This window comes from Pseudomonas arsenicoxydans, assembly GCF_900103875.1.
GTDB lineage: Bacteria > Pseudomonadota > Gammaproteobacteria > Pseudomonadales > Pseudomonadaceae > Aquipseudomonas > Aquipseudomonas arsenicoxydans.
The window spans coordinates 17,185-41,927 of the sequence record NZ_LT629705.1; the positions used below are offsets into that span (position 1 = coordinate 17,185).

The following is a 24,743-nucleotide window of genomic DNA, read 5'->3' on the forward strand; positions in this document are numbered from 1 at the left end:
ACGATTTCAGAACTTGGCGTTCTGCAGATCGTCCAGGTAGCGCTCGGCGTCCAGTGCCGCCATGCAGCCGGCACCAGCCGAGGTGATGGCTTGACGGTAAACGTGGTCAGCCACGTCACCGGCGGCGAAGATGCCTTCGAGGTTGGTTGCGGTAGCGTTGCCGTCACGGCCGCCCTGCACCACCAGGTAGCCGTCTTTCAACGTCAGCTGACCTTCGAACAACGAGGTGTTCGGGGTGTGGCCGATGGCGATGAACACGCCGTCGACTTTCAGCTCGTCGAAGCTGCCGTCGTTGTTCTTCAGACGAGCACCGGTCACGCCCATGTTGTCGCCCAGCACTTCGTCGAGGTTGGAGTTCAGCTTGAGGATGATCTTGCCTTCGGCCACTCGTGCATTCAGCTTGTCGATCAGGATCTTCTCGGCGCGGAAGGTTTCGCGACGGTGGATCAGGGTCACGGTGCTGGCGATGTTGGCCAGGTACAGCGCCTCTTCGACAGCTGTATTGCCGCCACCGACCACAGCCACTGGCTTGTTGCGATAGAAGAAACCGTCGCACGTTGCGCAGGCCGAAACGCCTTTGCCCATGAACGCTTCTTCCGACGGCAGGCCCAGGTAACGGGCGCTGGCGCCGGTCGCGATGATCAGGGCGTCGCAGGTGTACGTCGCGCTGTCGCCGATCAGGGAGTACGGCTTGGAGGCGAAGTCCACGGCATTGATGTGATCGAACACGATCTCGGTTTCAAAGCGCTCGGCGTGCTCTTTCATGCGTTCCATCAGCGCCGGGCCGGTCAGGCCGTGGACATCGCCCGGCCAGTTGTCGACTTCGGTGGTAGTGGTCAGTTGACCGCCGGCTTGCATGCCAGTGATCAGCAATGGCTTGAGGTTGGCACGGGCGGCATAGACTGCGGCGCTGTAACCGGCAGGGCCGGAACCGAGAATAATCACTCGCGAATGACGGACTTCAGACATGACCTGCTCCTGTTGACCGGCCCGGAACACCTGGCGCGGAACGCCGGGTTGCCGGCGGGAATAAAAAAGGACCGTTGAAAGCACTTGGGGAAGGCTTGAACTCGACAGTCCTGTAAAAAGAATGGGTGCAGCGTATCGAGGGGGCGAAGATTAAGGAAATACGGATTAACAATCCAGCTCATAGGCGGTCTCTATCCGGTCACGATGGATTTATAGGCGCCTTTGTTACAGTTAATGTCGATGTCGCTGCCGCGCTTTCGCCCGTCAGGCAAAGCCGGTAAGGTCGGCGCGTTTACCCCTTGCTCGGAGCCCGTTATGCCCGCCCCTGTTCTGTCCGGCCCGCAATACCTGCGCGAAGGCCTCAAGCTGGTCCTGAGCCCCAGCCTGCGTTTGTTCGTCCTGTTGCCGCTGGCAATCAACCTGGTGCTGTTCGTCGGATTGATCTATCTGGCTGGCCATCAATTCAGCCTGTGGGTCGATACGCTGATGCCGTCGCTGCCCGACTGGCTGAGTTTTCTCAGTTACATCCTCTGGCCGATTTTTGTCGTGCTGGTGGTGCTGATGGTGTTCTTTACCTTCACGATGCTCGCCAACGTCATCGCTGCGCCGTTCAACGGCTTCCTGGCGGAAAAAGTCGAAGTGGTGGTGCGCGGCACCGACGACTTCCCGACCTTCAGCTGGGGCGAACTGATTGCCATGATCCCCCGCACCCTGTCCCGGGAAATGCGCAAGCTCGGCTATTTCCTGCCACGAGCGATCGGGCTGTTCATTCTCTCCTTCATCCCCGTGGTGAACATCATCGCCGCGCCGCTGTGGCTGCTGTTCGGGGTATGGATGATGGCAATCCAGTACATCGACTACCCGGCGGATAACCACAAACTGGGCTGGAACGAGATGCTCGCCTGGCTGCGGCAGAAGCGCTGGCAGAGCATGAGTTTCGGCGGGATCGTTTATCTGGTGCTGCTGATTCCGGTGGTCAACATTTTGATGATGCCAGCGGCGGTGGCAGGAGCGACCCTGTTCTGGGTGCGTGAGCGTGGCGCTGACGCGCTGGAAAAAAGCGCCGCCTGAACATCTGTAGCTCTCGCCGTTTTGTATAACCGGCTATTGCTGACAGTAGCCAATATCAGGAATGACATCTCCAATAGATGATGAGGTCCACCTGCATGAATTCTCATGCGTTCAAGGAAGAGACGTGACCTCATTTCATGGAGATGTTGTTCAATGCGATCCCCCGCCAGCCCACCCCTCTCATCTGCCGCGAAGGCAGTCCACCCGACCGCAAACACGCTCAGCGAACGCTTTGCCTGGACCGGCCTGAGTCCGGCAGTACGGCATGCCCAGCCTGTTACCGGTGCCGCCTGCACCCTCAGCGAAAGCACGCGTATTCTCATCGACGATGAGCGCATCCGCCCGTTGGCGACAAGATTGGCATTCGGGTTCGCCGTTGCCGCCGGTCTCAGCCAACCACCCGCCGTCATGCTCGTGTCAGGCAGTCCGCGACAGAGTCGGGGTGATGTCGTGTTGAATCTGTCTGCGCCAGACACTGCGCAAGTGCCGATACCCGCCAAAGGTCTGAACGAGGCCTACCGCATCGACATTACCGACGCCATTCGCGTCACCGCAAAAACCCTGGAAGCCATGGCCCGGGCGTTGACGACCTTGCATAAAGCAGCCCTGGTTTGCGCCACACTTGCCCCCGGTGTGGTCATTGACGCCCCTGCACATTCCGAGCGCTCCGTCCTGCTCGATGTCGGGCGCAAGTATTACAGCCCGGAATGGATCAAAAACCTGCTGCGCGAGATGGCATGGAACCAGCTCAACACGCTGTATCTTCACCTCACCGACAATGAAGGTGTGCGGATTGTCTTCCCTTCTCATCCAGGCCTTTCCAGCGCGGATGCCTGGAGCGCAGAGGAGCTCAAAGAGATACTCGATACCGCGGCCTCGTACCACATCAACGTGATTCCCGGGATTGAGTCGCCTGGGCATATGAAATTCATTCTGCGCAACAAGCCCGAATTTCAACTTCACCTGAGCGATGGCACTGTTGTGCCCAAAGCGCTGGATTTCAGCATTCCGGCCGCACGCCGCTTTGTCAAAGAGCTCCTCAAGGATGTGTTCGACCTGTTTCCAGACTGCACCCATGTCAATCTGGAAGCCGACGAATATTTCCTTGCTCCGATCACCTCCCACAACACGCCACAACAGGCTGAATACGCACGACAGTCCTCGGGAAAGCCTGGCGCCAGCTCCCGCGATGGCGTCCGACAATTCGTCAATGAGCTGGCAAGTTTTGTGCGCGAAAACGGCAAGACTGCACGCATGTGGAACGATGCTGTCGTTCAGGACAATCAAGTGATCAAGGTCGATACCGCCGTTGAAATACTTTGCTGGAGTATCTGGGGCAGCGTTCGCAGTGAGAAAAACGTACAAGCGCTGATCAACGCCGGGTACAGCGTGCTCAATGCCCATGGCGACTTTTACTTTGTCATCCGATCCGACTGGAGCAATCTGGTGGATCGCAAGCACTCGCCTTATGGACTTTATGATTTCTGGCGCCCCAACTATTTCATGGACAATGCCGGTCAAAGCGTGACGATCATCGATTCAAGTCACCCTGCGATGAAGGGCGCAGGCATACAAGTCTGGGCCGATGAGCCCGATTACCTGTCAGCTGAGAAAATCTGGTCGCATCTGATTCCATGGATGCAACCGACGGGGCAGCGTTTGTGGGGATCACTGCACGCGGCCAACACGATGAAGGAGGTAAAACTGATCACCCGTTCGGTTGCCTTCGCTCCACCGGAACGGTGATGACTGACGTTATCTGCCGCCCCTAATGGCCTCATCGTCATAAATCCATCATCAAAGCGCCACATTGACGACATGGCCTCAGCCGACACTGAGGTCATGACGACAGCTCTGCATATCACTCTGATCACCGAAACCTTCCCACCGGAAATCAACGGCGTGGCCAACACCCTTGGCCGCTTGTGCGATGGTTTGCGTGCGCGCGGCCATCAAGTGGAGCTGGTGCGACCACGTCAGGGCGGCGACCTGCTGGCGGTCAGCGACGATGGGTTGCTGCTGTGTCGGGGCTGGCCGCTGCCAGGTTATCCCGGCTTGCAATGGGGTCAGTCGTCGATGCACAAATTGCTCAGGCGCTGGAAACGGCATCGCCCGGACGTGCTCTACATCGCCACGGAAGGACCGCTGGGATTGTCGGCGTTGCGTGCGGCGCGGCGCTTGGGGATCTCCGTGGTCAGCGGCTTTCACACCAACTTCCAGCAGTACTCCAGCCAGTACGGGCTCGGGTTGCTCACTCGGCTGCTGACCCACTACCTGCGCTGGTTTCACAATCGCTCGACGCTGACGCTGGTGCCGAGTGTCAGCCAGCGACTGGAACTGGAGCGCCGGCATTTCGAGCGTCTGGCGCTGCTCTCTCGAGGGGTCGACAGCCAACTGTTTCATCCCTCCAAAAGACAGACGTCACTGCGCGAACAGTGGGGATTGGGCGAGGATGATATTGCCGTCCTTCACGTAGGACGTTTGGCCCCGGAGAAAAACCTTGGCCTGCTCAAGCGCTGTTTCGACGCGCTGAAAGCCACTTATCCGCAGCGCACGTTGAAAATGATTGTGGTCGGCGACGGACCACAGCGAGCGATTCTGGAGCAGGAACTGCCTGAAGCGATTTTCTGCGGCTCACAACGCGGCGAAGCGTTGGCCAGCCATTACGCGTCGGGGGACGTATTCCTGTTTCCGAGCATGACCGAAACCTTCGGCAACGTGGTGCTTGAGGCGCTGGCCTCGGGATTGGGTGTGGTGGCTTACGATCAGGCGGCTGCGGCGCAGCATATCCGTCATGGCTACAACGGCGTGCTGGCGATGCCAGGGGATGAGGAAGCGTTCTGCGATGCGCTGTGCTGGTTGCTGGAAGAAAGGGAAACCTTGCGTTGCGTGCGACTGAATGCGCGCCAGCATGCGAGTCGGCAGGGTTGGGCGGCGATTATCGATCAGTTCGAGGGGCAGTTGCGGGGGGCTTGTGTGAGGGAGCAGGTGCTGCCGACGGCCGAGATTACTCCCTGAGTCTTGGTGACCGTGAGTCAGCCATCGCGGGCAAGCCCGCTCCCACAGTGGTTCTGCGTCATCCACAGAGCCAATGTGGGAGCGAGCCTGCTCGCGATGGCGTCAATACAGCCGCTGCTTAAACCAGCGTCATCAACGCCTCTCGGCTGAATGGCAGGATGTCTTCCTCACGCCCGTCGCGCACTTTCTGCGCCCAGTCCGGGTCCACCAGCAGCGCACGCCCTACCGCCACCAGATCGAACTCGTCGTTGTTCAGACGCTCCAGCAGTTTTTCCAGGCTGGCTGGCTGCGCGATCTTGTCGGTGTTGACCATGAACTGCAGGAACTCGCCATCCAGGCCCACGCTGCCCACAGTGATGGTCGGCTTGCCAGTGAGTTTGCGCGTCCAGCCGGCCAGGTTCAGTTCGGAGCCATCGAACTCCGGCTCCCAGAAGCGGCGCGTCGAGCAGTGGAAAATATCCACGCCGGCGTCGGACAACGGCTTGAGAAATTCGCCCAACGCTTCCGGGGTTTGTACCAGGCGCGCGGTGTAATCCTGCTGCTTCCACTGCGAAAAACGGAAGATGATCGGGAAGCCTTCGCCGACTGCGGCACGCACGGCCTGGATCAGCTCGATGGCAAATCGCGAACGGCCAGCCAGGTCGCCACCGTATTCGTCGGTGCGCTGGTTGCTGCCTTCCCAGAAGAACTGGTCCACGAGGTAACCGTGGGCACCGTGGATTTCAACGCCGTCCATGCCAATGCTCTGGGCATCCTTGGCGGCTTGGGCGAATGCGGCGATCACGTCCTGGATATCTTGCTTGGTCATGCCGTGCACCACGACCTGACCGTCCTTCAATTTTTCCGATGGACCGTAACCCGGCACGCTGGCATCCGGCTCGGTGCCGATGCGACGCACGCTGCCGACATGCCAAAGCTGTGGAACGATCTTGCCGCCCTCGGCGTGGACCGCATCGACCACTTTCTTCCAGCCGGCCAGTGCAGCTTCACCATAGAAATGCGGCACGTTCGGGTAGCCATTGGAAGCCTTGTGACCGACGGTGGTGCCTTCGGTGATGATCAGGCCCACACCGGCAGCGGCGCGACGACGGTAGTATTCGATCACTTTGGAGTTGGGAACGCCGCCCGGCGAGAACGAGCGGGTCATCGGCGCCATGACGACGCGGGTCGGCAATTCGAGGGTGCCGAGATGGAACGGTTTGAACAGGGCTTTGACTGGCATGGGGCACTCCACGAAAACGCTATCGACGGGACATGAATTTTATGACGGCGATAATATGCGCAGATGCAGACGATGCACAGCACTATTGATCTGGGTGATTAAGGGTCAAAAGGCAGGCATAAAAAAATCGCAGCTCGAAGGCTGCGATTTCTTTTTGCGACTCAGCTCAGCGCTTTTTCAATCGCATGAACGATCGTCGGATCATCCGGCGCCGTGCGTGGCGAGAAGCGGGCCAACACACGCCCGTCCTTACCCAGCAGGAATTTTTCGAAGTTCCAGGTGATGTCTCCCGGAAACTCCGCGCCCTCGCCCGCCAACAGACGGTACAGCTGATGACGCTCGTGCCCGTTGACTTCCAGCTTGCTGGACAACGGAAAGGTCACGCCATAGTTGAGGCTGCAGAACTCCTGAATCTCCTGCTCGGTGCCCGGTTCCTGCCCGGCAAACTGGTTGCACGGCAGGCCCAGCACACTGAAACCCTTGTCCTTGAATTGCTGGTAGAGGTTTTCCAGTGCCGCGTACTGTGGGGTCAAACCACATTTGGAGGCAACGTTGACCACCAGCACGACACGCCCCTTGAAAGGCGCCAGAGGTAGCTCCTGACCATCCAGGGCTGTCAATTTAAGGTCGTGAAAAGCACTCATGACGAACTCCAAATTCCCGTGTTCTACTCGAAACAGCCACTTGGCGATGTCACCAAGGACAGCCGCGGACTAAAAAGGCGCCCTCGGGCGCCTCTCCAGTTCTCTGAGCTTAGCGCAGAAAATCAGTGGTGATGGCCACCTTCGCCATGGACGTGACCATGAGCGATTTCTTCCTGGCTGGCATCACGAATGTCGATGATCTTGACTTCGAAATTCAGGCGCTGACCGGCCAACGGGTGGTTGCCGTCGACGGTGACTTCGTCGCCGTCCAGATCACGGATGGTAACGATCTGCATCTGGCCATCTGGAGCGGAAGCGTGGAACTGCATGCCCACTTCCAGTTCGTCGACACCTTCGAACATGCTGCGGCTCAGGGTGCTGACCAGTTCAGCAGCGTATTCGCCGTAGGCATCTTCAGGTTCAACGGCTACTTTCAGCTCGTCGCCGACTGCTTTGCCTTCCAGTGCCTTTTCCAGGCCTGGAATGATGTTACCTGCGCCTTGCAGGTAAACCAGCGGCGCGCCGCCGGCGGAGCTGTCGATGACCTCACCAGCGTCGTTGGTCAGGGTATAGTCGATGGAGACAGCCTTATTGGCGGCGATCAGCATGGGGCGAGACCTTTTGCATAAGAATGAAGAAAGACCAAGTTTAGCGAAGCAATCGCCCGAAAGCGAACACAACCCGGACAAACGGATGGCGACGAAAGGTTCAACGGTCACCGGTTTTCATCAGGATGAGGACGGACATTGGGTGGCCGAGCTTTCCTGCGGTCACACACAGCACTTGCGTCACCAGCCACCGTGGCAATCACGCGCCTGGGTCCTGGACCCCGCGCAACGTATTGAAAAAATAGGCCAGCCCTTTGATTGTGGTTGGTGCGCACAAGGCTCGGTTAGCGATAACCTTGGCGACTGAATTTCGGTAGATCGTCAGCCATAGATGATCGCCTTTGCCATGCTCCCTCAGAGAATTCGCATGCAAACTTTTTTTATCGCGCCCACCGATTTTGGTGTGGGTCTGACCTCCATCAGCCTCGGGCTGGTGCGCACTCTTGAGCGCGCGGGCCTCAAGGTCGGCTTTTTCAAACCGATTGCCCAGCCCCATCCGGGCGACACCGGGCCTGAACGCTCCACCGAACTGGTGGCGCGCACTCACGGTTTGAAGCCGCCTCAACCGCTGGGCCTGGCCCACGTCGAGCGCATGCTGGGCGACGGTCAACTGGATGAGTTGCTCGAAGAAATCATCACCCTTTATCAGCAAGCGGCCATTGGCAAGGATGTGCTGGTCGTCGAAGGCATGGTGCCGACCCGCAGCGCCAGTTATGCCGCGCGGGTCAATCTGCACCTGGCCAAGAGTCTGGATGCGGATGTGATTCTGGTTTCCGCGCCGGAAAGCGAAGCCCTGACCGAACTCTCTGGCCGCGTGGAGTTGCAGGCGCAATTGTTTGGCGGGCCGAAAGACCCGAAAGTCCTTGGCGTGATCCTCAACAAGGTCAAGACCGACGAAAGCATGGAGGCCTTCGCCTCGCGCCTCAAAGAACACTCGCCGTTGCTGCGCAGCGGTGATTTCCGCCTGCTCGGCTGCATCCCGTTCCAGCCGGAACTGAACGCGCCGCGCACCCGCGACGTCGCCGACCTGATGGGCGCGCAGATCCTCAATGCCGGCGATTACGAAACCCGGCGCATGACCAAAATCATTATCTGCGCGCGCACCATGCGCAACACCGTGGAGCTGCTCAAGCCCGGCGTGCTGGTGGTGACGCCTGGTGATCGTGACGACATCATCCTCGCGGTCAGCCTCGCGGCGATGAACGGCGTGCCTCTGGCCGGCCTGTTGCTGACCAGCGACACCCTGCCCGACCCGCGCATCATGGACTTGTGCCGTGGTGCATTGCAGGCTGGTCTGCCGGTGCTGTCGGTGAGCACGGGCTCCTACGACACCGCCAACCAGTTGAACGGCTTGAACAAGGAAATCCCGATCGACGACCGCGAGCGTGCGGAAATCATCACCGATTTCGTCGCCAGCCACCTCGACGCCAACTGGCTGCACCAGCGTTGCGGCACGCCACGGGAAATGCGCCTGTCGCCCGCAGTATTCCGTTATCAATTGATCCAGCGCGCTCAGGCCGCCAACAAACGCATCGTCCTGCCCGAAGGCAGCGAGCCGTTGACCGTGCAAGCAGCGGCGATCTGTCAGGCGCGCGGCATTGCCCGTTGTGTGTTGCTGGCCAAACCGGAAGACGTCGAGGCCGTGGCTCGCGCACAAGGCATCGAACTGCCGCCGGGACTTGAGATTCTCGACCCGGACCTGATCCGCGAACGCTACGTCGAGCCGATGGTTGCGCTGCGCAAAAGCAAAAGCCTCAACGCGCCGATGGCCGAGCAGCAACTGGAAGACACCGTGGTGATCGGCACCATGATGCTGGCGCTGGATGAAGTCGATGGCCTGGTGTCCGGGGTCATTCACTCCACCGCCAACACCATCCGCCCGGCCCTGCAGCTGATTAAAACGGCGCCGGGCTGCACGCTGGTGTCCTCAGTATTCTTCATGCTGTTTCCCGAAGAAGTGCTGGTCTACGGCGACTGCGTGATGAACCCGCACCCGAGCGCCAGCGAACTGGCCGAGATTGCCTTGCAAAGCGCCGACTCGGCGGCCGCGTTCGGCATCACGCCGCGCGTGGCGATGATCAGCTACTCCAGCGGTGAATCGGCCAGCGGTGAAGAAGTCGAGAAAGTTCGCGAAGCCACGCTGCTCGCCCACGAGCAACAAAACTCGCTGCTGATCGACGGCCCATTGCAATACGACGCCGCCGCCAACGAAACCGTGGCCCGGCAATTGGCACCAAACAGTCAGGTCGCCGGTCGCGCTACGGTGTTCGTGTTCCCGGACCTGAACACCGGCAACACCACCCACAAAGCCGTGCAACGCAGCGCCGACTGCGTGAGCCTCGGGCCGATGCTGCAAGGCCTGCGCAAACCGGTGAACGATCTGCCGCGCGGCGCGCAAGTCGACGACATCGTCTACACCATCGCGTTGACCGCGATTCAAGCTGCCAACCGACCTTTGGATCTTTAAATGCTGGATTTTCTACCTGCACCCGTGCGCGGCGTGATTGCCTCGCTGCTGTTGGCTCTGAACACGATTCTGCTTTGCTCGTTTCTGTTCCTCGTGGCGATTTTCAAAGTGCTGCCGTTTGCCCTCACTCAGCGGTTCACCCGCTGGCTGATGAGCCATACCCATGAAGCCTGGATCAGCAACAACAAAGCCTGGATGGACCTGGTCGGCCACACCCGCTGGCACCTCAGCGGCCTGCAAGGCCTGGACTATCAGCACTCGTACCTGATCACCAGCAACCACCAGAGCTGGGTCGACATCATGGTCCTGCAATACGTGCTCAACCGGCGCATCCAGCCGCTGAAGTTCTTCCTCAAACAAGAGCTGATCTGGGTGCCGGTGATTGGCCTCGCCTGGTGGACTCTGGGCTTTCCGTTCATGAAGCGCTACTCCAAGGCCTACCTGGAAAAGCACCCGGAGAAGAAAGGCAAAGACCTGGAAACCACCCGCAAGACCTGTGACAAGTTCCGCAGCAACCCGGTGGGGATTTTCAACTTCGTCGAGGGCACTCGATTCACCGAGGGCAAACATGCCCAGCAGAAGTCGCCGTTCAAGTACCTACTAAAACCCAAGGCCGGCGGCATTGCGTTTGTGCTGGATGCGATGGGCGAGCAACTGGAATCCATCGTCAACGTGACGATTCACTATCCGGGCGGGCGTCCGGGGTATTGGGATTTGCTCTGCGGCAACGTGAAAGATGTGGTGGTGCATTTTCAGGAATTGAAGATTCCGCCGCAGTTCATCGGCAAGAACTACGACCAGGATGGGGAGTATCGATTGCAGTTTCAGGGCTGGATCAATCAGCTGTGGGATGACAAGGATGCGTTGCTCAAGCAGATGCACAGCGAGTACCCAGCCAAGGCTTGAGGTGTCTGTACTGCCGCTATCGCGGGCAAGCCCGCTCCCACCGGATTTATGTCAGTCACAGTTTTTGTGTACAAAACAGAACCACTGTGGGAGCGGGCTTGCCCGCGATGGCGTCCGACCAGACACAAAAAAACCCGCCGATGATCACTCTTCGGCGGGTTTTTTATTAACGGCTAACGCTTAGATCGCGCCGCGTTTACGCAGCAGATCCAGCACTTGCTTGACGCTTTCTTCCACCGACAGCGACTGGGTGTCGACCACGAGGTCGGCGTCCAGCGGCACGTCGTACGGGAAGGAATCGCCCGGGATGTTATCCCCCGCTGCCGCGTAGAGACCTTGCGGGTCACGCTCGGCACAGACCGTTGGCGAGGCCTGGACGTAGACCGTCAGCAGACGCTCCTTGCCGATCAGCTCCCTGGCTTGCTCACGACCTTCGGCACTCGGTGCAACGAACGCTGCCAGCGTCAGCAGACCGGCTTCGTTGAACTGACGCGCAACGTGCGCCGCACGACGCCAGTTCTCGGTACGACCGGAGCGATCCTGTGGCAGACCTTTGTTCAGGTCATGACGCAGGTTCTGGCCATCGAGTACGAACACTGCACGGCCCATGTCGAACAGCTTGCGTTCAACCGCGTAGGCCAGGGTGCTTTTGCCCGCGCCCGACAAGCCGCTGAACAAAACGGTGGCCGGTTGCTGGCCGAAGCGCTGGGCGCGTTCTTCGGTGGCGACGTGGGCCAGTTTGCCGTGGTGCGTGCTGCTGCCATGCGCCGACGGCTGGGCGATGATCATGCCGGCCGCGACGGTGCCATTGGTCAAGCGATCGATGACGATGAACGAACCGGTGGTGCGGTTGCTCGCGTAACCGTCCAGCGCGATGGCGGCGTCGAGGCTGACCTTGACCCGGCCGATCTCGTTCAGGTTCAGCGAACTGGCCGGACCTTCTTCCAACGTGTTCACGTCAACGCGGTTGACGATGCTGGTGATCGAACCCGGCACGTAGGACGTGGCGCGCTTGATGTCGTATTTCTTGCCCGGCAGCATCGGCTCTTCAGCCATCCACACCAGCATGGCGTCGAAAGCGTCAGTCACTTGCGGCAGGTTGTCGGCATGCACCAGCAAGTCGCCGCGGGAGATGTCGATCTCGTCTTCCATGGTCAGCGTTACCGCTTGGCCAGGACCGGCGTGCTCCAGTTCACCTTCGAAGGTGACGATGGATTTCACGCGGCTGCTCTTGCCCGATGGCAGCACAACGACTTCGTCGCCCTTGTGCACGATGCCGCTGGCCAGGGTGCCGGCGAAACCACGGAAGTTCAGGTTCGGACGGTTGACGTACTGCACCGGGAAACGCAGGTCGGTGTAGTTGCGGTCGTTGGCGATCTCGACGGTCTCGAGAATTTCCATCAGCGACTGGCCGGTGTACCACGGCGAGCGCTCGGATTTGTTCACCACGTTGTCGCCCTTGAGAGCGGACATCGGCACGAACGCCATGGTGGTCGGCTTGAAGGCGATGCCTTCGGCGAACTTCAGGTAATCGGCCTTGATCGACTCAAAGACGGTTTCGTCGAAGCCGTTGAGGTCCATCTTGTTGATGGCGACCACGATGTGCTTGATGCCCAGCAACGAGGCAATGAAGCTGTGGCGACGGGTCTGGGTCTGCACGCCGTAACGGGCGTCGACCAGGATGATCGCCAGGTCACAGGTGGATGCACCGGTGGCCATGTTGCGGGTGTACTGCTCATGGCCAGGGGTGTCGGCGATGATGAATTTGCGCTTGGCGGTGGAGAAGTAGCGGTAAGCGACATCGATGGTGATGCCCTGCTCACGCTCGGCTTGCAGGCCGTCGACCAGCAACGCCAGGTCGATGTCTTCGCCAGTGGTGCCGACTTTTTTCGAGTCGCGGGTAATGGCTTCCAGGTGATCTTCGTAGATCATCTTGGAGTCGTGCAGCAGGCGCCCGATCAGGGTGCTCTTGCCGTCGTCGACGTTGCCACAGGTCAGAAAGCGCAGCATTTCCTTGCGTTCGTGCTGGCCCAGGTAGGCGAGGATGTCCTCGCTGATCAAATCAGATACGTGACTCATTGCATTCGAGCTCCAAGCTGTAAGCTTCAAGCGGCAAGCTTGTCGGCGTACAGCTACTCAGAAATTTTGTTGATCAAGCCGCATAGCATTCTTGAAAGCTCGCGGGTTTCTTTAATCCAATCGTCAGCCAGAGGATCAGCAATGTAGGCAATATCACGGCCGATGAGGATCTGAGTGCGCAACTCACCACACGAAGCTTTTGCCACCCAAAGAAAATGTACTTTTTCCTTGGCACCACAACGCTCCATCCCTTCAGCAATATTGGAAGGCACCGATAGTGCGGAGCGGGTAATTTGATCCTTGAAGCCAAAATCCCCACATCTCGCAAACTCTCTGTAGATCCTTACCGCCAAACACTTACTTCTCTGCCAGACAATCAGCTTCTCGAAATCCATTGCGAGTCATCCGATAACGGCTCGCAGCAACCGGCCACAAGCACCAAACTACGAAATTACGCATACCGCCCTTAACTTGCAGCTTGCCGCTTGTAACTCAAAGCTTAGAAATACCCCTGACGTTTCTTTTCTTCCATCGAGCCTGCGCCATCGTGATCGATGACCCGGCCCTGGCGTTCGGAAGTTCGCGTCAGGAGCATTTCCTGAATGATGTCGGTCAGGCTGGTGGCCTCGGACTCGACCGCACCGGTCAGCGGGTAGTCGCCGAGCGTACGGAAGCGGACCTTCTTCTTGACGATGCGCGCCTTGTCTTCATCGCTCAGGTGATTGAGCAGGCGTTCGTCGTCGATCATGATCCAGGTGCCATTCATCTCGATGACGTCGCGCTCGGCGGCGAAATACAGCGGCACGATCGGGATGCCTTCGAGGTAGATGTACTGCCAGATGTCCAGTTCGGTCCAGTTCGACAACGGGAACACACGAATGGATTCGCCCTTGTTGACGTTGCCGTTGTAGACGTTCCACAGCTCCGGGCGCTGGTTTTTCGGGTCCCAGCGGTGCTTGGTGTCGCGGAAGGAATACACGCGCTCTTTGGCACGGGACTTCTCTTCGTCGCGACGGGCACCGCCGAAAGCGGCATCGAAACCATACTTGTCGAGGGCTTGTTTCAGGCCTTCGGTTTTCATGATGTCGGTGTGCTTGGCACTGCCGTGGGTCAGCGGGTTGATGCCCTGCGCGACGCCATCGGGGTTTACGTGCACGATCAGGTCCAGGCCGAGTTCTTCGACCATGCGGTCGCGGAACGCGTACATTTCCTTGAACTTCCACCGGGTGTCGACGTGCATCACCGGGAACGGCAGTTTGCCCGGGAAAAATGCCTTGCGCGCAAGGTGCAGCATCACGGCGGAGTCTTTGCCGACGGAGTACAGCATCACCGGGTTATCGAACTCGGCGGCGACCTCGCGGATGATGTGGATGCTTTCGGCCTCCAGCTGTTTCAGATGCGTCAGTTTGTCGACCATGGCTACTCACGAAAACGATCTTATGGACGGCCAGCGGGCCGTGTTCGAGCGAAGAATCCTAGCACAGCGACCTCTTCTAATCAGGACGCCAACTAGATCGAAAGGGTATATGAATATACCCCCTCGTTTGGGCCGCATGGACAGCGTGGGGCGGTGTTCACACGATATCGACTGTCCTTCAGATAGGATTCGGGCAATCGATGAAGATGTGCTCCAGCGCAAAGCGTCGCGCCAGGTATTCACCCAAGGCCTGAACGCCATAACGCTCGGTCGCATGGTGGCCGGCGGCGATGAAGCTGATGTCGTTTTCCCGGGCGCTGTGGAAAGTTTGCTCGGACGCTTCACCACTGAGGTACAGATCGACACCGGCCAAAACCGCCTGATCGATGTAACCCTGACCACCACCGGTGCACCATCCCACCCGACGGATCATCTCGCTGCCTTCAATCAACAACGGCTCGCGACCCATGACTTCCTGCACACGGCGGGCGAAATCCCGGGGCGTCATCGGTTCGCTCAACGAGCCGACCAGGCCGACGACTTTGAGGTTGTCCGGATCCAGCGGACCTTCGACCGTGATGTCGAGCTGACGCGCGAGTTGCACGTTGTTGCCGACGTCGGGGTGCAGATCCAGCGGCAAGTGATAGGACAACAAACTGATGTCGTGCTTGAGCAGGGTTTTCAACCGACGCTGCTTCATCCCGGTGATGCACGGGTTCTCGCCTTTCCAGAAATAGCCGTGATGCACCAACACCAGATCGGCGTGCGCATCGACGGCAGCATCCAGCAATGCCTGGCTGGCGGTGACGCCACTGACAATGCGCATCACTTGCGGCCGGCCTTCGACCTGCAACCCGTTGGGGCAGTAATCGGCGATCCTGGCACTGTTAAGGTAACGGTCGGCTTCTTCGACCAGGGTGCTTAGAGCGACGGCCATAAAAGACTCCTAAATATCCCGTTCAGAGGCGCGCTGCGCCTCGTATAATGCGCAACATTATGGGCGGTCTCATACCGCCTGCAACCTCTCAGGACGTGCTTAATGCTCAAGGCGCTGCGTTTTTCCGGCTGGCCGCTGTTGGCCGGCGTGCTTATCGCTCTGTTGATAATTCAGCGTTACCCGCAGTGGGTCGGGCTTCCAAGCCTCGACGTCAACCTGCAGCAAGCCCCGCAAACCACTATGACGCAACAGGGGCCGGTGTCCTATGCCGATGCCGTGACCATCGCCGCGCCGTCGGTGGTCAACCTGTACACCACCAAAGTCATCAACAAACCCAACCATCCGCTGTTCGAGGATCCGCAGTTCCGTCGTTTCTTCGGTGACAATTCGCCCAAGCAGAAGCGCATGGAGTCGAGCCTCGGTTCAGGCGTGATCATGAGCCCGGAAGGTTACCTGCTGACCAACAACCACGTGACCAGCGGCGCCGACCAGATTGTGGTCGCGCTTAAGGATGGCCGTGAAACCCTGGCCCGAGTGATCGGCAGCGACCCGGAAACCGACCTCGCGGTCCTGAAAATAGATTTGAAGAATCTGCCCTCGATCACCGTCGGCCGCTCCGACAACATCCGCATTGGCGATGTGGCGCTGGCCATCGGCAACCCGTTTGGCGTCGGCCAGACCGTGACCATGGGCATCATCAGCGCCACCGGGCGTAATCAGTTGGGCCTGAACAACTACGAAGACTTCATCCAGACCGACGCAGCGATCAACCCCGGCAACTCCGGTGGTGCGCTGGTCGATGCCAATGGCAACCTGACCGGTATCAACACCGCGATTTTTTCCAAGTCTGGCGGTTCCCAGGGCATCGGTTTTGCGATCCCGGTCAAGCTGGCCATGGAAGTGATGAAGTCGATCATCGAGCACGGCCAGGTGATTCGCGGCTGGCTGGGCATCGAAGTGCAACCTTTGAGTCAGGAACTGGCGGAGTCCTTTGGCCTGTCGGGACGCCCGGGCATCGTGGTGGCGGGGATTTTCCGTGACGGTCCGGCGCAGAAGGCCGGCCTGCAACTGGGTGACGTGATCCTCAGCATCGACGGCGAACCGGCCGGCGATGGCCGCCGTTCGATGAACCAGGTCGCGCGGATCAAGCCGACTGACAAGGTCACGATCCAGGTGATGCGCAATGGCAAAGAGCTGAAGCTCACCGCAGAAATCGGTTTGCGTCCGCCACCGGCGCCGGTCAAAGAGAAAGAAGAAGAGTAAACAACCACTGTGATTGATCGTTCCCACGCTCTGCGTGGGAATGCCGCCATGGACGCTCTGCGTCCACTGTGACGCGGAGCGTCACGGGATACATTCCCACGCAGAGCGTGGGAACGATCAGTCACAGGGTTAGTGGTGGTTTAGAGAGTGCCTAAGCCGTCGATCAGTGCCTGGTTCTGCTCAGGCGTGCCAATCGAAATCCGCAGGAACTGGGCAATTCGCTCCTGCTTGAAGTGCCGAACGATCACACCCTGCTCACGCAGCTTCGCTGCCACGCCTGCCGCGTCGTGCTTCGGATGACGCGCGAAGATGAAGTTCGCTGCCGACGGCAACACTTCAAAGCCCTTCCCTTCCAATTGCGCAACGACCCACTCGCGATTCTCGATGACCAACCGGCAGGTCTTGTCGAAATACTCGCGGTCGTCAAAAGCGGCGGCTGCACCGACATTCGCCAAGCGATCCAGCGGATAAGAGTTGAAGCTGTTCTTGATCCGCTCCAGCGCCTCGATCAGGTCCGGATGCCCCACCGCCAGGCCAACCCGCAGGCCGGCCAGTGAACGGGACTTGGACAAGGTCTGGGTCACCAACAGGTTCGGATAACGGTCCACCAGGCTGATCGCCGTCTCGCCGCCGAAATCGATGTAAGCCTCATCCACCACCACGACTGAATCCGGGCTGGCCTTGAGGATTTGCTCGACCGCGTCCAGCGCCAGCAGGCAACCGGTTGGCGCATTCGGGTTGGGGAAAATGATCCCGCCGTTTGGCCTGGCATAGTCCGCCGGGTTGATCCGAAACTGCTCATCCAGTGGCACCGCGTCGAACTTGATGCCGTACAAGCCGCAGTAAACCGGGTAGAAGCTGTAGCTGATGTCCGGGAACAACAGCGGCTTCTCGTGCTGCAGCAAGCCGTGGAAAACGTGCGCCAGGACTTCATCGGAACCGTTGCCGAGGAACACCTGATTGCTCTGCACGCCGTAATACCGGGCAACGGCTTGCTTGAGCACGTCGCTGTTCGGGTCCGGGTACAAACGCAGGTTGTCATTGAGTTCGGTCTGCATCGCCGCCAAGGCTTTGGGCGATGGGCCGTACGGGTTTTCGTTGGTGTTGAGCTTCACCAGTTTCGTCAGCTTCGGCTGCTCGCCCGGCACGTAAGGCACCAGATCCTTGACGAACGGGCTCCAGAATTTACTCATCTCAGTTGTCCTTTTTTTCGTCAACGATGCGGTATTCGGCGCTGCGCGCGTGGGCGGTCAGCGATTCGCCACGGGCCAGCACCGAAGCGGTCTTGCCCAGTTCGGATGCGCCCTGCTCGGAGCAGAAGATGATCGACGAGCGTTTCTGGAAGTCGTACACGCCCAGCGGCGAGGAAAACCGCGCGGTGCCGGAGGTCGGCAACACGTGGTTGGGACCTGCGCAGTAATCGCCCAGGGCTTCAGACGTGTGACGGCCCATGAAGATCGCGCCAGCGTGGCGAATTTTCGGCAGCCAGGCCTGCGGATCAGCAACGGACAACTCAAGGTGTTCCGGCGCGATGCGGTTAGCCACTTCAATCGCTTGGTCCATGTCTCGAACCTTGATCAATGCCCCACGGCCATTGATCGAGGTTTCGATGATCTCGGCGCGCTCCATGGTTGGCAGCAGCTTGGCGATGCTGGCGGCGACCTTGTCGAGGAACTCGGCGTCTGGGCTGACCAGAATCGCCTGGGCATCTTCGTCGTGCTCGGCCTGGGAGAACAGGTCCATGGCGATCCAGTCTGGATCGGTGTGACCGTCGCACACCACGAGGATTTCCGACGGCCCGGCGATCATGTCGATGCCGACCTGGCCGAACACGTGGCGTTTGGCGGTGGCGACATAGATGTTGCCCGGGCCGACCACTTTGTCGACTTTCGGCACGCTTTCGGTGCCGTAGGCCAGCGCGGCAACCGCTTGCGCGCCGCCGATGGTGAACACGCGGTCGACGCCGGCGATGCAAGCTGCCGCCAGCACCAGTTCGTTGATTTCACCGCGCGGGGTCGGCACCACCATGACCACTTCGGTCACGCCGGCCACTTTGGCTGGAATCGCGTTCATCAGCACGGAGGACGGGTACGACGCCTTGCCGCCCGGCACGTACAGGCCGGCGCGGTCCAGTGGCGTAACCTTCTGGCCCAGCACCGTGCCGTCGGCTTCGGTGTAAGTCCAGGATTCCTGCTTTTGTTTTTCGTGGTAGCTGCGTACGCGGGCCGCGGCTTTTTCCAGGGCTTCGCGCTGGGGCACGGTAATCCGTGTCAGCGCCAGTTCCAGACGCTCGCGCGGCAGGATCAGGTCCGCCATGGAGGCAACGTCAAGGCCGTCGAACTGCCGGGTGAAGTCCACCAGCGCCGCATCGCCACGCAAACGCACAGCTTTGATGATGTCCAGCACTCGCTGATTGACCGAGTCGTCAGACACACTTTCCCAGCTCAGCAGATGATCCAGATGATGTGCGAAATCCGGGTCAGCAGCGTTGAGTCGGCGAATTGCAGTCGGTGCGGTCATAGCGAGAGCCTCATAGGATTGGCAAAAACTCAGGCGCCCGAAGCTACCATCGATCCGCTTGGGCACCTGAGAATTCTGGCTATGAGGCGGATAGACGGGCGCGACTTAACGTCGCGCAGGTGAATCAGCCGCGGTGTCGAGACTCCACTGCCTTGCGCAGGGTGTCGATCAACGCCTGGATACGGGCGTGTTGCATCTTCATCGAAGCTTTGTTGACGATCAGCCGGGAGCTGATGTCGGCAATGAAATCCTGGGGCTCCAGGCCGTTGGCCCGAAGCGTGTTGCCGGTGTCGACCACGTCGATGATCTTGTCGGCCAGACCGATCAGCGGTGCCAGTTCCATCGAGCCGTAGAGCTTGATGATATCGACCTGACGACCCTGTTCGGCGTAGTAGCGCTTGGCAACGTTGACGAACTTGGTCGCCACTCGCAGACGGCCCTTGGGCTCGACATCACCGACACGGCCGGCAGTCATCAGCTTGCAGAGGGCAATTCGCAGGTCCAGAGGCTCGTACAAACCCTGGCCGCCATATTCCATCAGCACATCTTTACCGGCGACGCCCAGGTCCGCGGCACCGTGCTCGACATACGTCGGCACATCGGTGGCGCGCACGATCAGCAGGCGCACATCGGCCTGAGTCGTGGGAATGATCAGCTTGCGGCTCTTGTCCGGATTCTCGGTCGGCACGATGCCCGCTTCAGCCAGAAGCGGCAGGGTGTCGTCAAGGATGCGGCCCTTGGACAGTGCGATGGTCAACATGGGAAACGTCAGTCCTTATCAGGCTACTGATGCCCGGTCGCAAATGGCGCCGGACACACTTCGAGGGCTTTCTCAATAATGAAAAGACACCCTCGACTTGAAACGAAACCAACGGGCGCGTCCCTGCGCCCATGCAGCAGAAACTAGCCCGGTACGCGGCGAATCTTGGCGCCGAGCATTTGCAGTTTCTCTTCGATGCACTCGTAACCACGGTCGATGTGGTAGATGCGGTCGATCAGGGTGTCACCTTCGGCGATCAGGGCCGAGATCACCAGGCTGGCCGATGCACGCAGGTCGGTGGCCATTACTGGCGCGCCTTTGAGCTTCTCGGTACCGGTAACGATGGCAGTGTTGCCTTCGACCTGGATCTTGGCGCCCATGCGATGCAGTTCGTACACGTGCATGAAGCGGTTTTCGAAGATCGTCTCGATCACGGCACCGGTGCCTTCGGCAATGGCGTTGAGGGAGATGAACTGCGCCTGCATGTCGGTCGGGAATGCCGGGTATGGAGCGGTACGCACGTTGACAGCCTTTGGCCGCTTGCCGTGCATGTTCAGCTCGATCCAGTCTTCGCCGCAGGTGATTTCGGCACCCGATTCGCGAAGTTTTTCCAGAACGGCTTCAAGGATGGTCGGATCGGTGTCCTTGACCTTCACACGACCGCCGGTGACAGCGGCCGCCACCAGGTAGGTGCCGGTTTCGATACGGTCAGGCATCACTTTGTAAGTGGTCGGGTGCAGACGCTCGACGCCATCGATGGTGATGGTGTCGGTGCCGGCGCCAGTGATCTTGGCACCCATGGCGATCAGGAAGTTCGCCAGATCGATGACTTCAGGTTCGCGAGCGGCGTTCTGCAACACGCTGCGGCCCTTGGCCAGAGCGGCCGCCATCATGATGTTTTCGGTACCGGTCACGCTCACGGTATCGAAGAAGAAGTGCGCGCCGCGCAAGCCGCCTTCAGGCGCCTTGGCCTTGATGTAGCCGCCTTCGACGTCGATGACCGCGCCCATCGCTTCAAGACCGCGAATGTGCAGGTCAACCGGACGCGAGCCGATGGCGCAACCGCCAGGCAGTGCGACTTCGGCTTCACCGAAACGCGCAACCATCGGGCCCAGCACCAGGATCGACGCACGCATGGTTTTCACCAGTTCGTACGGAGCGATCAGGGTCTTGATGGTGCGCGGGTCGATTTCGACGCTGAGCTTCTCGTCGATCACCGGCTCAATGCCCATGCGACCGAACAGCTCGATCATGGTGGTGATGTCGTGCAGGTGCGGCAGGTTGGCCACGGTCACCGGGCCATCGCACAGCAGCGTGGCAGCCAGGATCGGCAGGGCAGAGTTCTTTGCCCCGGAGATGCGGATTTCGCCATCAAGACGAACGCCACCGGTAATAATCAATTTATCCATAAGAATCTCGACGCCCTTGGGCTCAGGTGCGCTCGGCCCAGGCCGCGCTGCTGAAAAATTTCATAGTAACCGCATGGATGCTGCCATCGGCGATCCATGGGTTCAAATGGGCATAGATGCTTTGCTGACGCTTGACCGGGCTCAGTGCCGCCAGTTCATCGCTAATCACGTTCAGCTGAAAGTTGCAGCCTTCGCCTTCAACTTCCACCCGGATTCCTGGCAGCTTTCCTTCAAGGAAGCTCTTAACTTCTACGGCCTGCATGCTCAACCTCAATCGGCGCCCTGTGCGCGCGGGTCGGACATCATACAAAAAAGCCCCGCGCCTGCGAACCCCGCTAAGCAGGACTCTGACGGGGGGCTTCTTTATAGATGTGGATTAGGGATGCGCCAACAGCTCGGTCAATTCGCTGACCTGAGCGATTTCGCGCATGTCTTCAGGCATCCCGCGGATGCTCAGCTTCTTGCCGGCCGCCTCTGCATCGCGCATGAAGCACAGCAGCAGGGACAAGCCCACGCTGCTGGACTTCAATACTGCCGAACAATCGACCACCAGGGTGTCGGCCTTGCTGGCCTTGATCAGCGCCTCCCCCTGCTTGCGCAGGCCGGGGCCGGTCCGGTAATCCAGCATCCCGCTAAGCCGCAGCTCGCCGGTTTCGCTCATGCGAATGGCCGACACACTCATTGGGCAGACTTCTCGGTGGCATCGGCGGTTTTTTCCTTGGCCTTGGCGACTTCCCCGGCCCAACCATTGATGGTCTTGTCCAGGTCGTTGCCATTGCGCTGCATCGCATCCGCGAATTGATCGCGGAACAGCTTGCCAATGTTGATACCGTTGATGATCACGTTACGCAGCTTCCACTCGCCATTGATCTTCTCGAGTGTGTAAGACACGGGATAGATCGCCCCGTTGTTACCTTTTACGGTCATGCCAACGCTGGTGCGGTCGCCCGACTCATCCTTGGCAGGATCGACGGTGATGCCCTGGTTGTTGTATTCGAGCAGGGCATTGCCGTAGAACTGGAACAGGCCCCGCTTGAAGTTTTCTTCAAAGGTCTTCATCTGCGCCGGTGTGGCTTTGCGCGAGTACTTGACCGTCATGATGCTTTTGGAGATGCCTTCGGCATCCACCACAGGTCCGACGATGGTGTTCAACGCCGTGTAGAAATCCTGCGGATCCTTTTTATACTTCTCTTTGTTGGCCGACAGGTCGGCCAGCATCCGGTTCGTGGTGTCCTGAACCAGTTCGTGCGCGGAAGGCGCCGCCACGGCGTTAGCCATCAACGGCAGGGCCGCCAGTATTACCAACAGGCCACGTCGCAAGGTAGAGATCATTCAAAAGCTCCTCATTTGGCGTCTTTGCTAACGGTATTGAGCAGGAATTTACCGATCAGGTCCTCGAGTACCAGCGACGACTGGGTGTCGTGAATGATCCCACCGTCCTTGAGCAAGCTGGATTCGCCGCCCACGCTGATACCGATGTATTTTTCGCCCAACAGGCCAGCAGTCAGGATAGATGCAGTGGAGTCAGTCGGCAGATTATCTACACGCTTTTCCACCTGCATGGTCACTCGACCGGTGAAACTGTCGCGATCCAGATCGATAGCCGTGACCTTGCCGATGGTTACACCGGCCATGGTCACTTTAGCTCTGACCGTCAAACCGGCGATATTGTCGAAATATGCATAAAGTTTATACGTGTCTGTTGTTGCGCTCGGGGACAGGCCACTTACCCGCAACGCCAGCAACAGCAAAGCCAGGATGCCAGCCAGCAAGAAAAGGCCGACACCGATTTCCAGGGTGCGGTTTTGCATCAGAAATCTCCAAACATCAAGGCGGTCAGAATAAAGTCCAGGCCGAGTACAGCCAAAGAGGCATACACCACGGTCTTGGTAGTGGCACGACTGATCCCCTCGGAAGTGGGCTCGCAGTCATAGCCTTGGAATACGGCAATCCAGGTCACGACAAAGGCGAAGACGATGCTTTTGATGATGCCGTTGAGCACATCGTCAGTGAACGTCACGCTGTTTTGCATGTTGGACCAGTAGGAACCCTCATAGACACCCAGCCAGTCGACTGCCACCCAGGAACCGCCCCAGATACCCACCACGCTGAAAATCATCGCCAGCACCGGCAGGGAAATGAAGCCGGCCCACAGGCGCGGGGCAACGATGTATTTGAGCGGGTCGACACCAATCATTTCCAGACTGGACAACTGTTCGGTGGATTTCATGTTGCCGATTTCGGCGGTCAACGCGGAACCGGCGCGCCCGGCGAACAACAATGCCGTGACCACGGGGCCCAGTTCACGCAACAGCGTCAGCGCAACCATCTGGCCGACCGCCTGCTCGGAACCATAACTGGACAGGATGTTGAAGCCTTGCAGCGCCAGCACCATGCCGATGAATACCCCGGAGACCACGATGATCACCAGGGACATCACGCCTACCGAATGCAGTTGCTTGATCAGCAGGCCAAAACCGCCGCCGATGCCACCGCGACCGAGCAAGGCATGAAACAGGAATATCGCCGAACGGCCGAACACCGCCAGTGCATCAATGGCGGAATGGCCGAACCGGCGAACGCGTTCTATCAGTGAAATCTTGCGCATCAACGCTTCCCCAGAAGATCTGCGCGGTAATCCGTCGCTGGAAAGTGGTATGCGACCGGACCGTCGGGATCACCTGTCATGAATTGACGAATGCGCGGTTCCTGCGAGTTCATCAACTCCTCGGGAGTGCCCTGCCCCAATACCTGCCCGTCACCCACTACATATATGTAATCGGCGATGCTCGCGGTCTCGGCCAGATCGTGGGACACCACGATACTGGTGATGCCCAGCGCATCGTTGAGCAAGCGGATCAGGCGCACCAGCACGCCCATGGCGATAGGGTCCTGGCCGACAAAAGGCTCGTCATACATGAGAATCTGCGGATCGAGGGCAATCGCCCGCGCCAGCGCGACACGACGCTTCATGCCGCCGGACAACTCGTCAGGCATCAGCTCGATGGCGCCACGCAAGCCCACGGCCTGCAATTTGAGCAGGACGATGTCGCGGATCATCTCTTCCGGCAGCTCGGTGTGGACGCGCAGCGGAAAGGCGACGTTCTCGAACACATCGAGGTCGGTGAACAGCGCGCCGCTCTGAAACAGCACACCCATGTGTTTACGCGCATCGAACAAATCGCTGCGCGACAGCTTTGGCAGGTTCTGGCCGTTGACCCAGACTTCGCCCTTGGTGGGCCGCAACTGTGCGCCCATCAAGCGCAAAAGCGTGGTCTTGCCACACCCGGAAGGCCCCATGATGCCGGTGACCTTGCCGCGCGGGATACGGATATCGACGTTATTGAAAATGCTGCGCGCACCGCGCTTGAAGGTCAGTCCCTTCAGCTCGACCGCGTAGGCGTTATCGGCACTCATCTAAACTCCTTGCGATGCAGCCTCTCACTCGGACGC

25 protein-coding genes are annotated in these 24,743 nt (G+C 59.3%); 7 read left to right on the forward strand and 18 right to left on the reverse strand.

Annotated elements, in window-relative coordinates; genetic code table 11:
- Positions 1-6: 6 nt before the first annotated feature.
- A complete protein-coding gene (gene trxB, locus BLQ41_RS00110) occupies positions 7-969 on the reverse strand; it encodes a thioredoxin-disulfide reductase (RefSeq protein ID WP_090175418.1) in 963 nt (320 codons plus the stop codon).
- A gap of 315 nt (positions 970-1,284) precedes the next feature.
- On the opposite strand from trxB, the gene cysZ reads away from it, so the two are divergent.
- From cysZ to BLQ41_RS00130, 3 genes are all read left to right on the forward strand, one after another.
- Positions 1,285-2,040 (forward strand): sulfate transporter CysZ, encoded by a 756-nt coding sequence (gene cysZ / locus BLQ41_RS00120; RefSeq protein WP_090175420.1) that lies wholly within the window; start codon positions 1,285-1,287, stop codon positions 2,038-2,040.
- 105 nt (positions 2,041-2,145) lie between these two features.
- A complete protein-coding gene (locus tag BLQ41_RS00125; protein WP_231997081.1) occupies positions 2,146-3,786 on the forward strand; it encodes a beta-N-acetylhexosaminidase in 1,641 nt (546 codons plus the stop codon).
- Between the two features lie 72 nt (positions 3,787-3,858).
- The gene (locus BLQ41_RS00130) at positions 3,859-5,058 is read left to right on the forward strand and encodes a glycosyltransferase family 4 protein (RefSeq protein ID WP_090175423.1); all 1,200 of its coding nucleotides are present in this window, start codon (positions 3,859-3,861) and stop codon (positions 5,056-5,058) included.
- 118 nt (positions 5,059-5,176) lie between these two features.
- Here BLQ41_RS00130 and BLQ41_RS00135 read toward each other — a convergent pair whose 3' ends face one another.
- The 3 genes from BLQ41_RS00135 to BLQ41_RS00145 form a co-directional block, all read right to left on the reverse strand.
- Complete coding sequence (locus tag BLQ41_RS00135) at positions 5,177-6,280, reverse strand: NADH:flavin oxidoreductase (protein ID WP_090175425.1); 1,104 nt, start codon at positions 6,278-6,280, stop codon at positions 5,177-5,179.
- Positions 6,281-6,441: 161 nt separating this feature from the next.
- Positions 6,442-6,924, reverse strand: coding sequence for a glutathione peroxidase (locus BLQ41_RS00140; protein WP_090175427.1), 483 nt, complete (start codon positions 6,922-6,924; stop codon positions 6,442-6,444).
- A gap of 122 nt (positions 6,925-7,046) precedes the next feature.
- Positions 7,047-7,532: an FKBP-type peptidyl-prolyl cis-trans isomerase gene (locus BLQ41_RS00145; protein ID WP_090175428.1), complete on the reverse strand. Its 486-nt coding sequence runs from the start codon at positions 7,530-7,532 to the stop codon at positions 7,047-7,049.
- Between BLQ41_RS00145 and BLQ41_RS00150 the strand changes: the two genes are divergently transcribed.
- Genes BLQ41_RS00150 through BLQ41_RS00160 form a run of 3 tightly spaced genes read left to right on the forward strand, consistent with a single transcriptional unit; the run spans position 7,501 to position 10,905 of the window.
- Positions 7,501-7,839 (forward strand): DUF3565 domain-containing protein, encoded by a 339-nt coding sequence (locus BLQ41_RS00150; protein ID WP_090188307.1) that lies wholly within the window; start codon positions 7,501-7,503, stop codon positions 7,837-7,839. The genes BLQ41_RS00145 and BLQ41_RS00150 overlap by 32 nt on opposite strands.
- 60 nt (positions 7,840-7,899) lie before the next feature.
- The gene (pta, locus tag BLQ41_RS00155) at positions 7,900-9,999 is read left to right on the forward strand and encodes a phosphate acetyltransferase (protein ID WP_090175429.1); all 2,100 of its coding nucleotides are present in this window, start codon (positions 7,900-7,902) and stop codon (positions 9,997-9,999) included.
- Positions 10,000-10,905 (forward strand): acyltransferase, encoded by a 906-nt coding sequence (locus BLQ41_RS00160; RefSeq protein WP_090175430.1) that lies wholly within the window; start codon positions 10,000-10,002, stop codon positions 10,903-10,905.
- A gap of 180 nt (positions 10,906-11,085) precedes the next feature.
- Here the strand turns inward: BLQ41_RS00160 and cysN are convergent, their stop codons facing one another.
- From cysN to BLQ41_RS00180, 4 genes are all read right to left on the reverse strand, one after another.
- Positions 11,086-12,984 carry a sulfate adenylyltransferase subunit CysN gene (gene cysN, locus BLQ41_RS00165; protein ID WP_090175431.1) on the reverse strand — a complete coding sequence of 633 codons (1,899 nt, stop codon included), beginning with the start codon at positions 12,982-12,984 and terminating at the stop codon, positions 11,086-11,088.
- 53 nt (positions 12,985-13,037) lie between these two features.
- The gene (locus BLQ41_RS00170) at positions 13,038-13,379 is read right to left on the reverse strand and encodes a four helix bundle protein (protein WP_090175433.1); all 342 of its coding nucleotides are present in this window, start codon (positions 13,377-13,379) and stop codon (positions 13,038-13,040) included.
- Between the two features lie 104 nt (positions 13,380-13,483).
- Complete coding sequence (cysD, locus tag BLQ41_RS00175) at positions 13,484-14,401, reverse strand: sulfate adenylyltransferase subunit CysD (protein ID WP_090175435.1); 918 nt, start codon at positions 14,399-14,401, stop codon at positions 13,484-13,486.
- A 178-nt stretch (positions 14,402-14,579) separates the two neighbouring features.
- On the reverse strand, positions 14,580-15,338 hold the full coding sequence (locus tag BLQ41_RS00180; protein ID WP_090175437.1) for a Nif3-like dinuclear metal center hexameric protein: 759 nt from the start codon (positions 15,336-15,338) through the stop codon (positions 14,580-14,582).
- Positions 15,339-15,440: 102 nt separating this feature from the next.
- Between BLQ41_RS00180 and algW the strand changes: the two genes are divergently transcribed.
- Positions 15,441-16,601 carry a Do family serine endopeptidase AlgW gene (gene algW, locus BLQ41_RS00185; protein WP_090175439.1) on the forward strand — a complete coding sequence of 387 codons (1,161 nt, stop codon included), beginning with the start codon at positions 15,441-15,443 and terminating at the stop codon, positions 16,599-16,601.
- 140 nt (positions 16,602-16,741) lie between these two features.
- On the opposite strand, the gene hisC is transcribed toward algW, so the two are convergent.
- The 10 genes from hisC to BLQ41_RS00235 form a co-directional block, all read right to left on the reverse strand.
- Positions 16,742-17,794 (reverse strand): histidinol-phosphate transaminase, encoded by a 1,053-nt coding sequence (hisC, locus tag BLQ41_RS00190; protein ID WP_090175441.1) that lies wholly within the window; start codon positions 17,792-17,794, stop codon positions 16,742-16,744.
- Position 17,795: 1 nt separating this feature from the next.
- The gene (hisD, locus tag BLQ41_RS00195; RefSeq protein ID WP_090175443.1) at positions 17,796-19,121 is read right to left on the reverse strand and encodes a histidinol dehydrogenase; all 1,326 of its coding nucleotides are present in this window, start codon (positions 19,119-19,121) and stop codon (positions 17,796-17,798) included.
- Positions 19,122-19,245: 124 nt separating this feature from the next.
- Positions 19,246-19,881: an ATP phosphoribosyltransferase gene (hisG, locus tag BLQ41_RS00200; protein ID WP_007901570.1), complete on the reverse strand. Its 636-nt coding sequence runs from the start codon at positions 19,879-19,881 to the stop codon at positions 19,246-19,248.
- 143 nt (positions 19,882-20,024) lie between these two features.
- On the reverse strand, positions 20,025-21,290 hold the full coding sequence (murA, locus tag BLQ41_RS00205) for a UDP-N-acetylglucosamine 1-carboxyvinyltransferase (protein WP_090175445.1): 1,266 nt from the start codon (positions 21,288-21,290) through the stop codon (positions 20,025-20,027).
- Between the two features lie 22 nt (positions 21,291-21,312).
- Entirely contained in the window at positions 21,313-21,552 is a 240-nt protein-coding gene (locus tag BLQ41_RS00210) for a BolA family protein (RefSeq protein WP_090175448.1), read from the reverse strand.
- Positions 21,553-21,666: 114 nt separating this feature from the next.
- Complete coding sequence (locus BLQ41_RS00215; RefSeq protein WP_090175451.1) at positions 21,667-21,972, reverse strand: STAS domain-containing protein; 306 nt, start codon at positions 21,970-21,972, stop codon at positions 21,667-21,669.
- Positions 21,969-22,622: an MlaC/ttg2D family ABC transporter substrate-binding protein gene (locus BLQ41_RS00220; protein ID WP_090175454.1), complete on the reverse strand. Its 654-nt coding sequence runs from the start codon at positions 22,620-22,622 to the stop codon at positions 21,969-21,971. Before BLQ41_RS00220 ends, BLQ41_RS00215 begins: the two co-directional genes overlap by 4 nt.
- Before the next feature lie 11 nt (positions 22,623-22,633).
- Positions 22,634-23,101 carry an outer membrane lipid asymmetry maintenance protein MlaD gene (mlaD, locus tag BLQ41_RS00225; RefSeq protein WP_090175458.1) on the reverse strand — a complete coding sequence of 156 codons (468 nt, stop codon included), beginning with the start codon at positions 23,099-23,101 and terminating at the stop codon, positions 22,634-22,636.
- Complete coding sequence (gene mlaE / locus BLQ41_RS00230) at positions 23,101-23,898, reverse strand: lipid asymmetry maintenance ABC transporter permease subunit MlaE (RefSeq protein WP_090175460.1); 798 nt, start codon at positions 23,896-23,898, stop codon at positions 23,101-23,103. Before mlaE ends, mlaD begins: the two co-directional genes overlap by 1 nt.
- Positions 23,898-24,707, reverse strand: coding sequence for an ATP-binding cassette domain-containing protein (locus BLQ41_RS00235; RefSeq protein ID WP_090175462.1), 810 nt, complete (start codon positions 24,705-24,707; stop codon positions 23,898-23,900). Before BLQ41_RS00235 ends, mlaE begins: the two co-directional genes overlap by 1 nt.
- Positions 24,708-24,743 lie beyond the last annotated feature (36 nt).

Bases quoted from the DNA above. Each gene is read 5' to 3' on its own strand.
- algW (WP_090175439.1), top strand. From the start codon at position 15,441: ATGCTCAAGGCGCTGCGTTTTTCCGGCTGGCCGCTGTTGGCCGGCGTG.
- BLQ41_RS00210 (WP_090175448.1), bottom strand. From the start codon at position 21,552: ATGCAGGCCGTAGAAGTTAAGAGCTTCCTTGAAGGAAAGCTGCCAGGA.
- BLQ41_RS00215 (WP_090175451.1), bottom strand. From the start codon at position 21,972: ATGAGTGTGTCGGCCATTCGCATGAGCGAAACCGGCGAGCTGCGGCTT.
- BLQ41_RS00170 (WP_090175433.1), bottom strand. From the start codon at position 13,379: ATGGATTTCGAGAAGCTGATTGTCTGGCAGAGAAGTAAGTGTTTGGCG.
- cysN (WP_090175431.1), bottom strand. From the start codon at position 12,984: ATGAGTCACGTATCTGATTTGATCAGCGAGGACATCCTCGCCTACCTG.
- BLQ41_RS00180 (WP_090175437.1), bottom strand. From the start codon at position 15,338: ATGGCCGTCGCTCTAAGCACCCTGGTCGAAGAAGCCGACCGTTACCTT.
- BLQ41_RS00160 (WP_090175430.1), top strand. From the start codon at position 10,000: ATGCTGGATTTTCTACCTGCACCCGTGCGCGGCGTGATTGCCTCGCTG.
- pta (WP_090175429.1), top strand. From the start codon at position 7,900: ATGCAAACTTTTTTTATCGCGCCCACCGATTTTGGTGTGGGTCTGACC.
- BLQ41_RS00220 (WP_090175454.1), bottom strand. From the start codon at position 22,622: ATGATCTCTACCTTGCGACGTGGCCTGTTGGTAATACTGGCGGCCCTG.
- hisG (WP_007901570.1), bottom strand. From the start codon at position 19,881: ATGTTGACCATCGCACTGTCCAAGGGCCGCATCCTTGACGACACCCTG.
- BLQ41_RS00145 (WP_090175428.1), bottom strand. From the start codon at position 7,532: ATGCTGATCGCCGCCAATAAGGCTGTCTCCATCGACTATACCCTGACC.
- mlaE (WP_090175460.1), bottom strand. From the start codon at position 23,898: ATGCGCAAGATTTCACTGATAGAACGCGTTCGCCGGTTCGGCCATTCC.
- BLQ41_RS00150 (WP_090188307.1), top strand. From the start codon at position 7,501: ATGGAGACAGCCTTATTGGCGGCGATCAGCATGGGGCGAGACCTTTTG.
- BLQ41_RS00125 (WP_231997081.1), top strand. From the start codon at position 2,146: ATGCGTTCAAGGAAGAGACGTGACCTCATTTCATGGAGATGTTGTTCA.
- cysD (WP_090175435.1), bottom strand. From the start codon at position 14,401: ATGGTCGACAAACTGACGCATCTGAAACAGCTGGAGGCCGAAAGCATC.
- murA (WP_090175445.1), bottom strand. From the start codon at position 21,290: ATGGATAAATTGATTATTACCGGTGGCGTTCGTCTTGATGGCGAAATC.
- BLQ41_RS00235 (WP_090175462.1), bottom strand. From the start codon at position 24,707: ATGAGTGCCGATAACGCCTACGCGGTCGAGCTGAAGGGACTGACCTTC.
- trxB (WP_090175418.1), bottom strand. From the start codon at position 969: ATGTCTGAAGTCCGTCATTCGCGAGTGATTATTCTCGGTTCCGGCCCT.
- hisD (WP_090175443.1), bottom strand. From the start codon at position 19,121: ATGACCGCACCGACTGCAATTCGCCGACTCAACGCTGCTGACCCGGAT.
- cysZ (WP_090175420.1), top strand. From the start codon at position 1,285: ATGCCCGCCCCTGTTCTGTCCGGCCCGCAATACCTGCGCGAAGGCCTC.
- BLQ41_RS00140 (WP_090175427.1), bottom strand. From the start codon at position 6,924: ATGAGTGCTTTTCACGACCTTAAATTGACAGCCCTGGATGGTCAGGAG.
- mlaD (WP_090175458.1), bottom strand. From the start codon at position 23,101: ATGCAAAACCGCACCCTGGAAATCGGTGTCGGCCTTTTCTTGCTGGCT.
- BLQ41_RS00130 (WP_090175423.1), top strand. From the start codon at position 3,859: ATGGCCTCAGCCGACACTGAGGTCATGACGACAGCTCTGCATATCACT.
- hisC (WP_090175441.1), bottom strand. From the start codon at position 17,794: ATGAGTAAATTCTGGAGCCCGTTCGTCAAGGATCTGGTGCCTTACGTG.
- BLQ41_RS00135 (WP_090175425.1), bottom strand. From the start codon at position 6,280: ATGCCAGTCAAAGCCCTGTTCAAACCGTTCCATCTCGGCACCCTCGAA.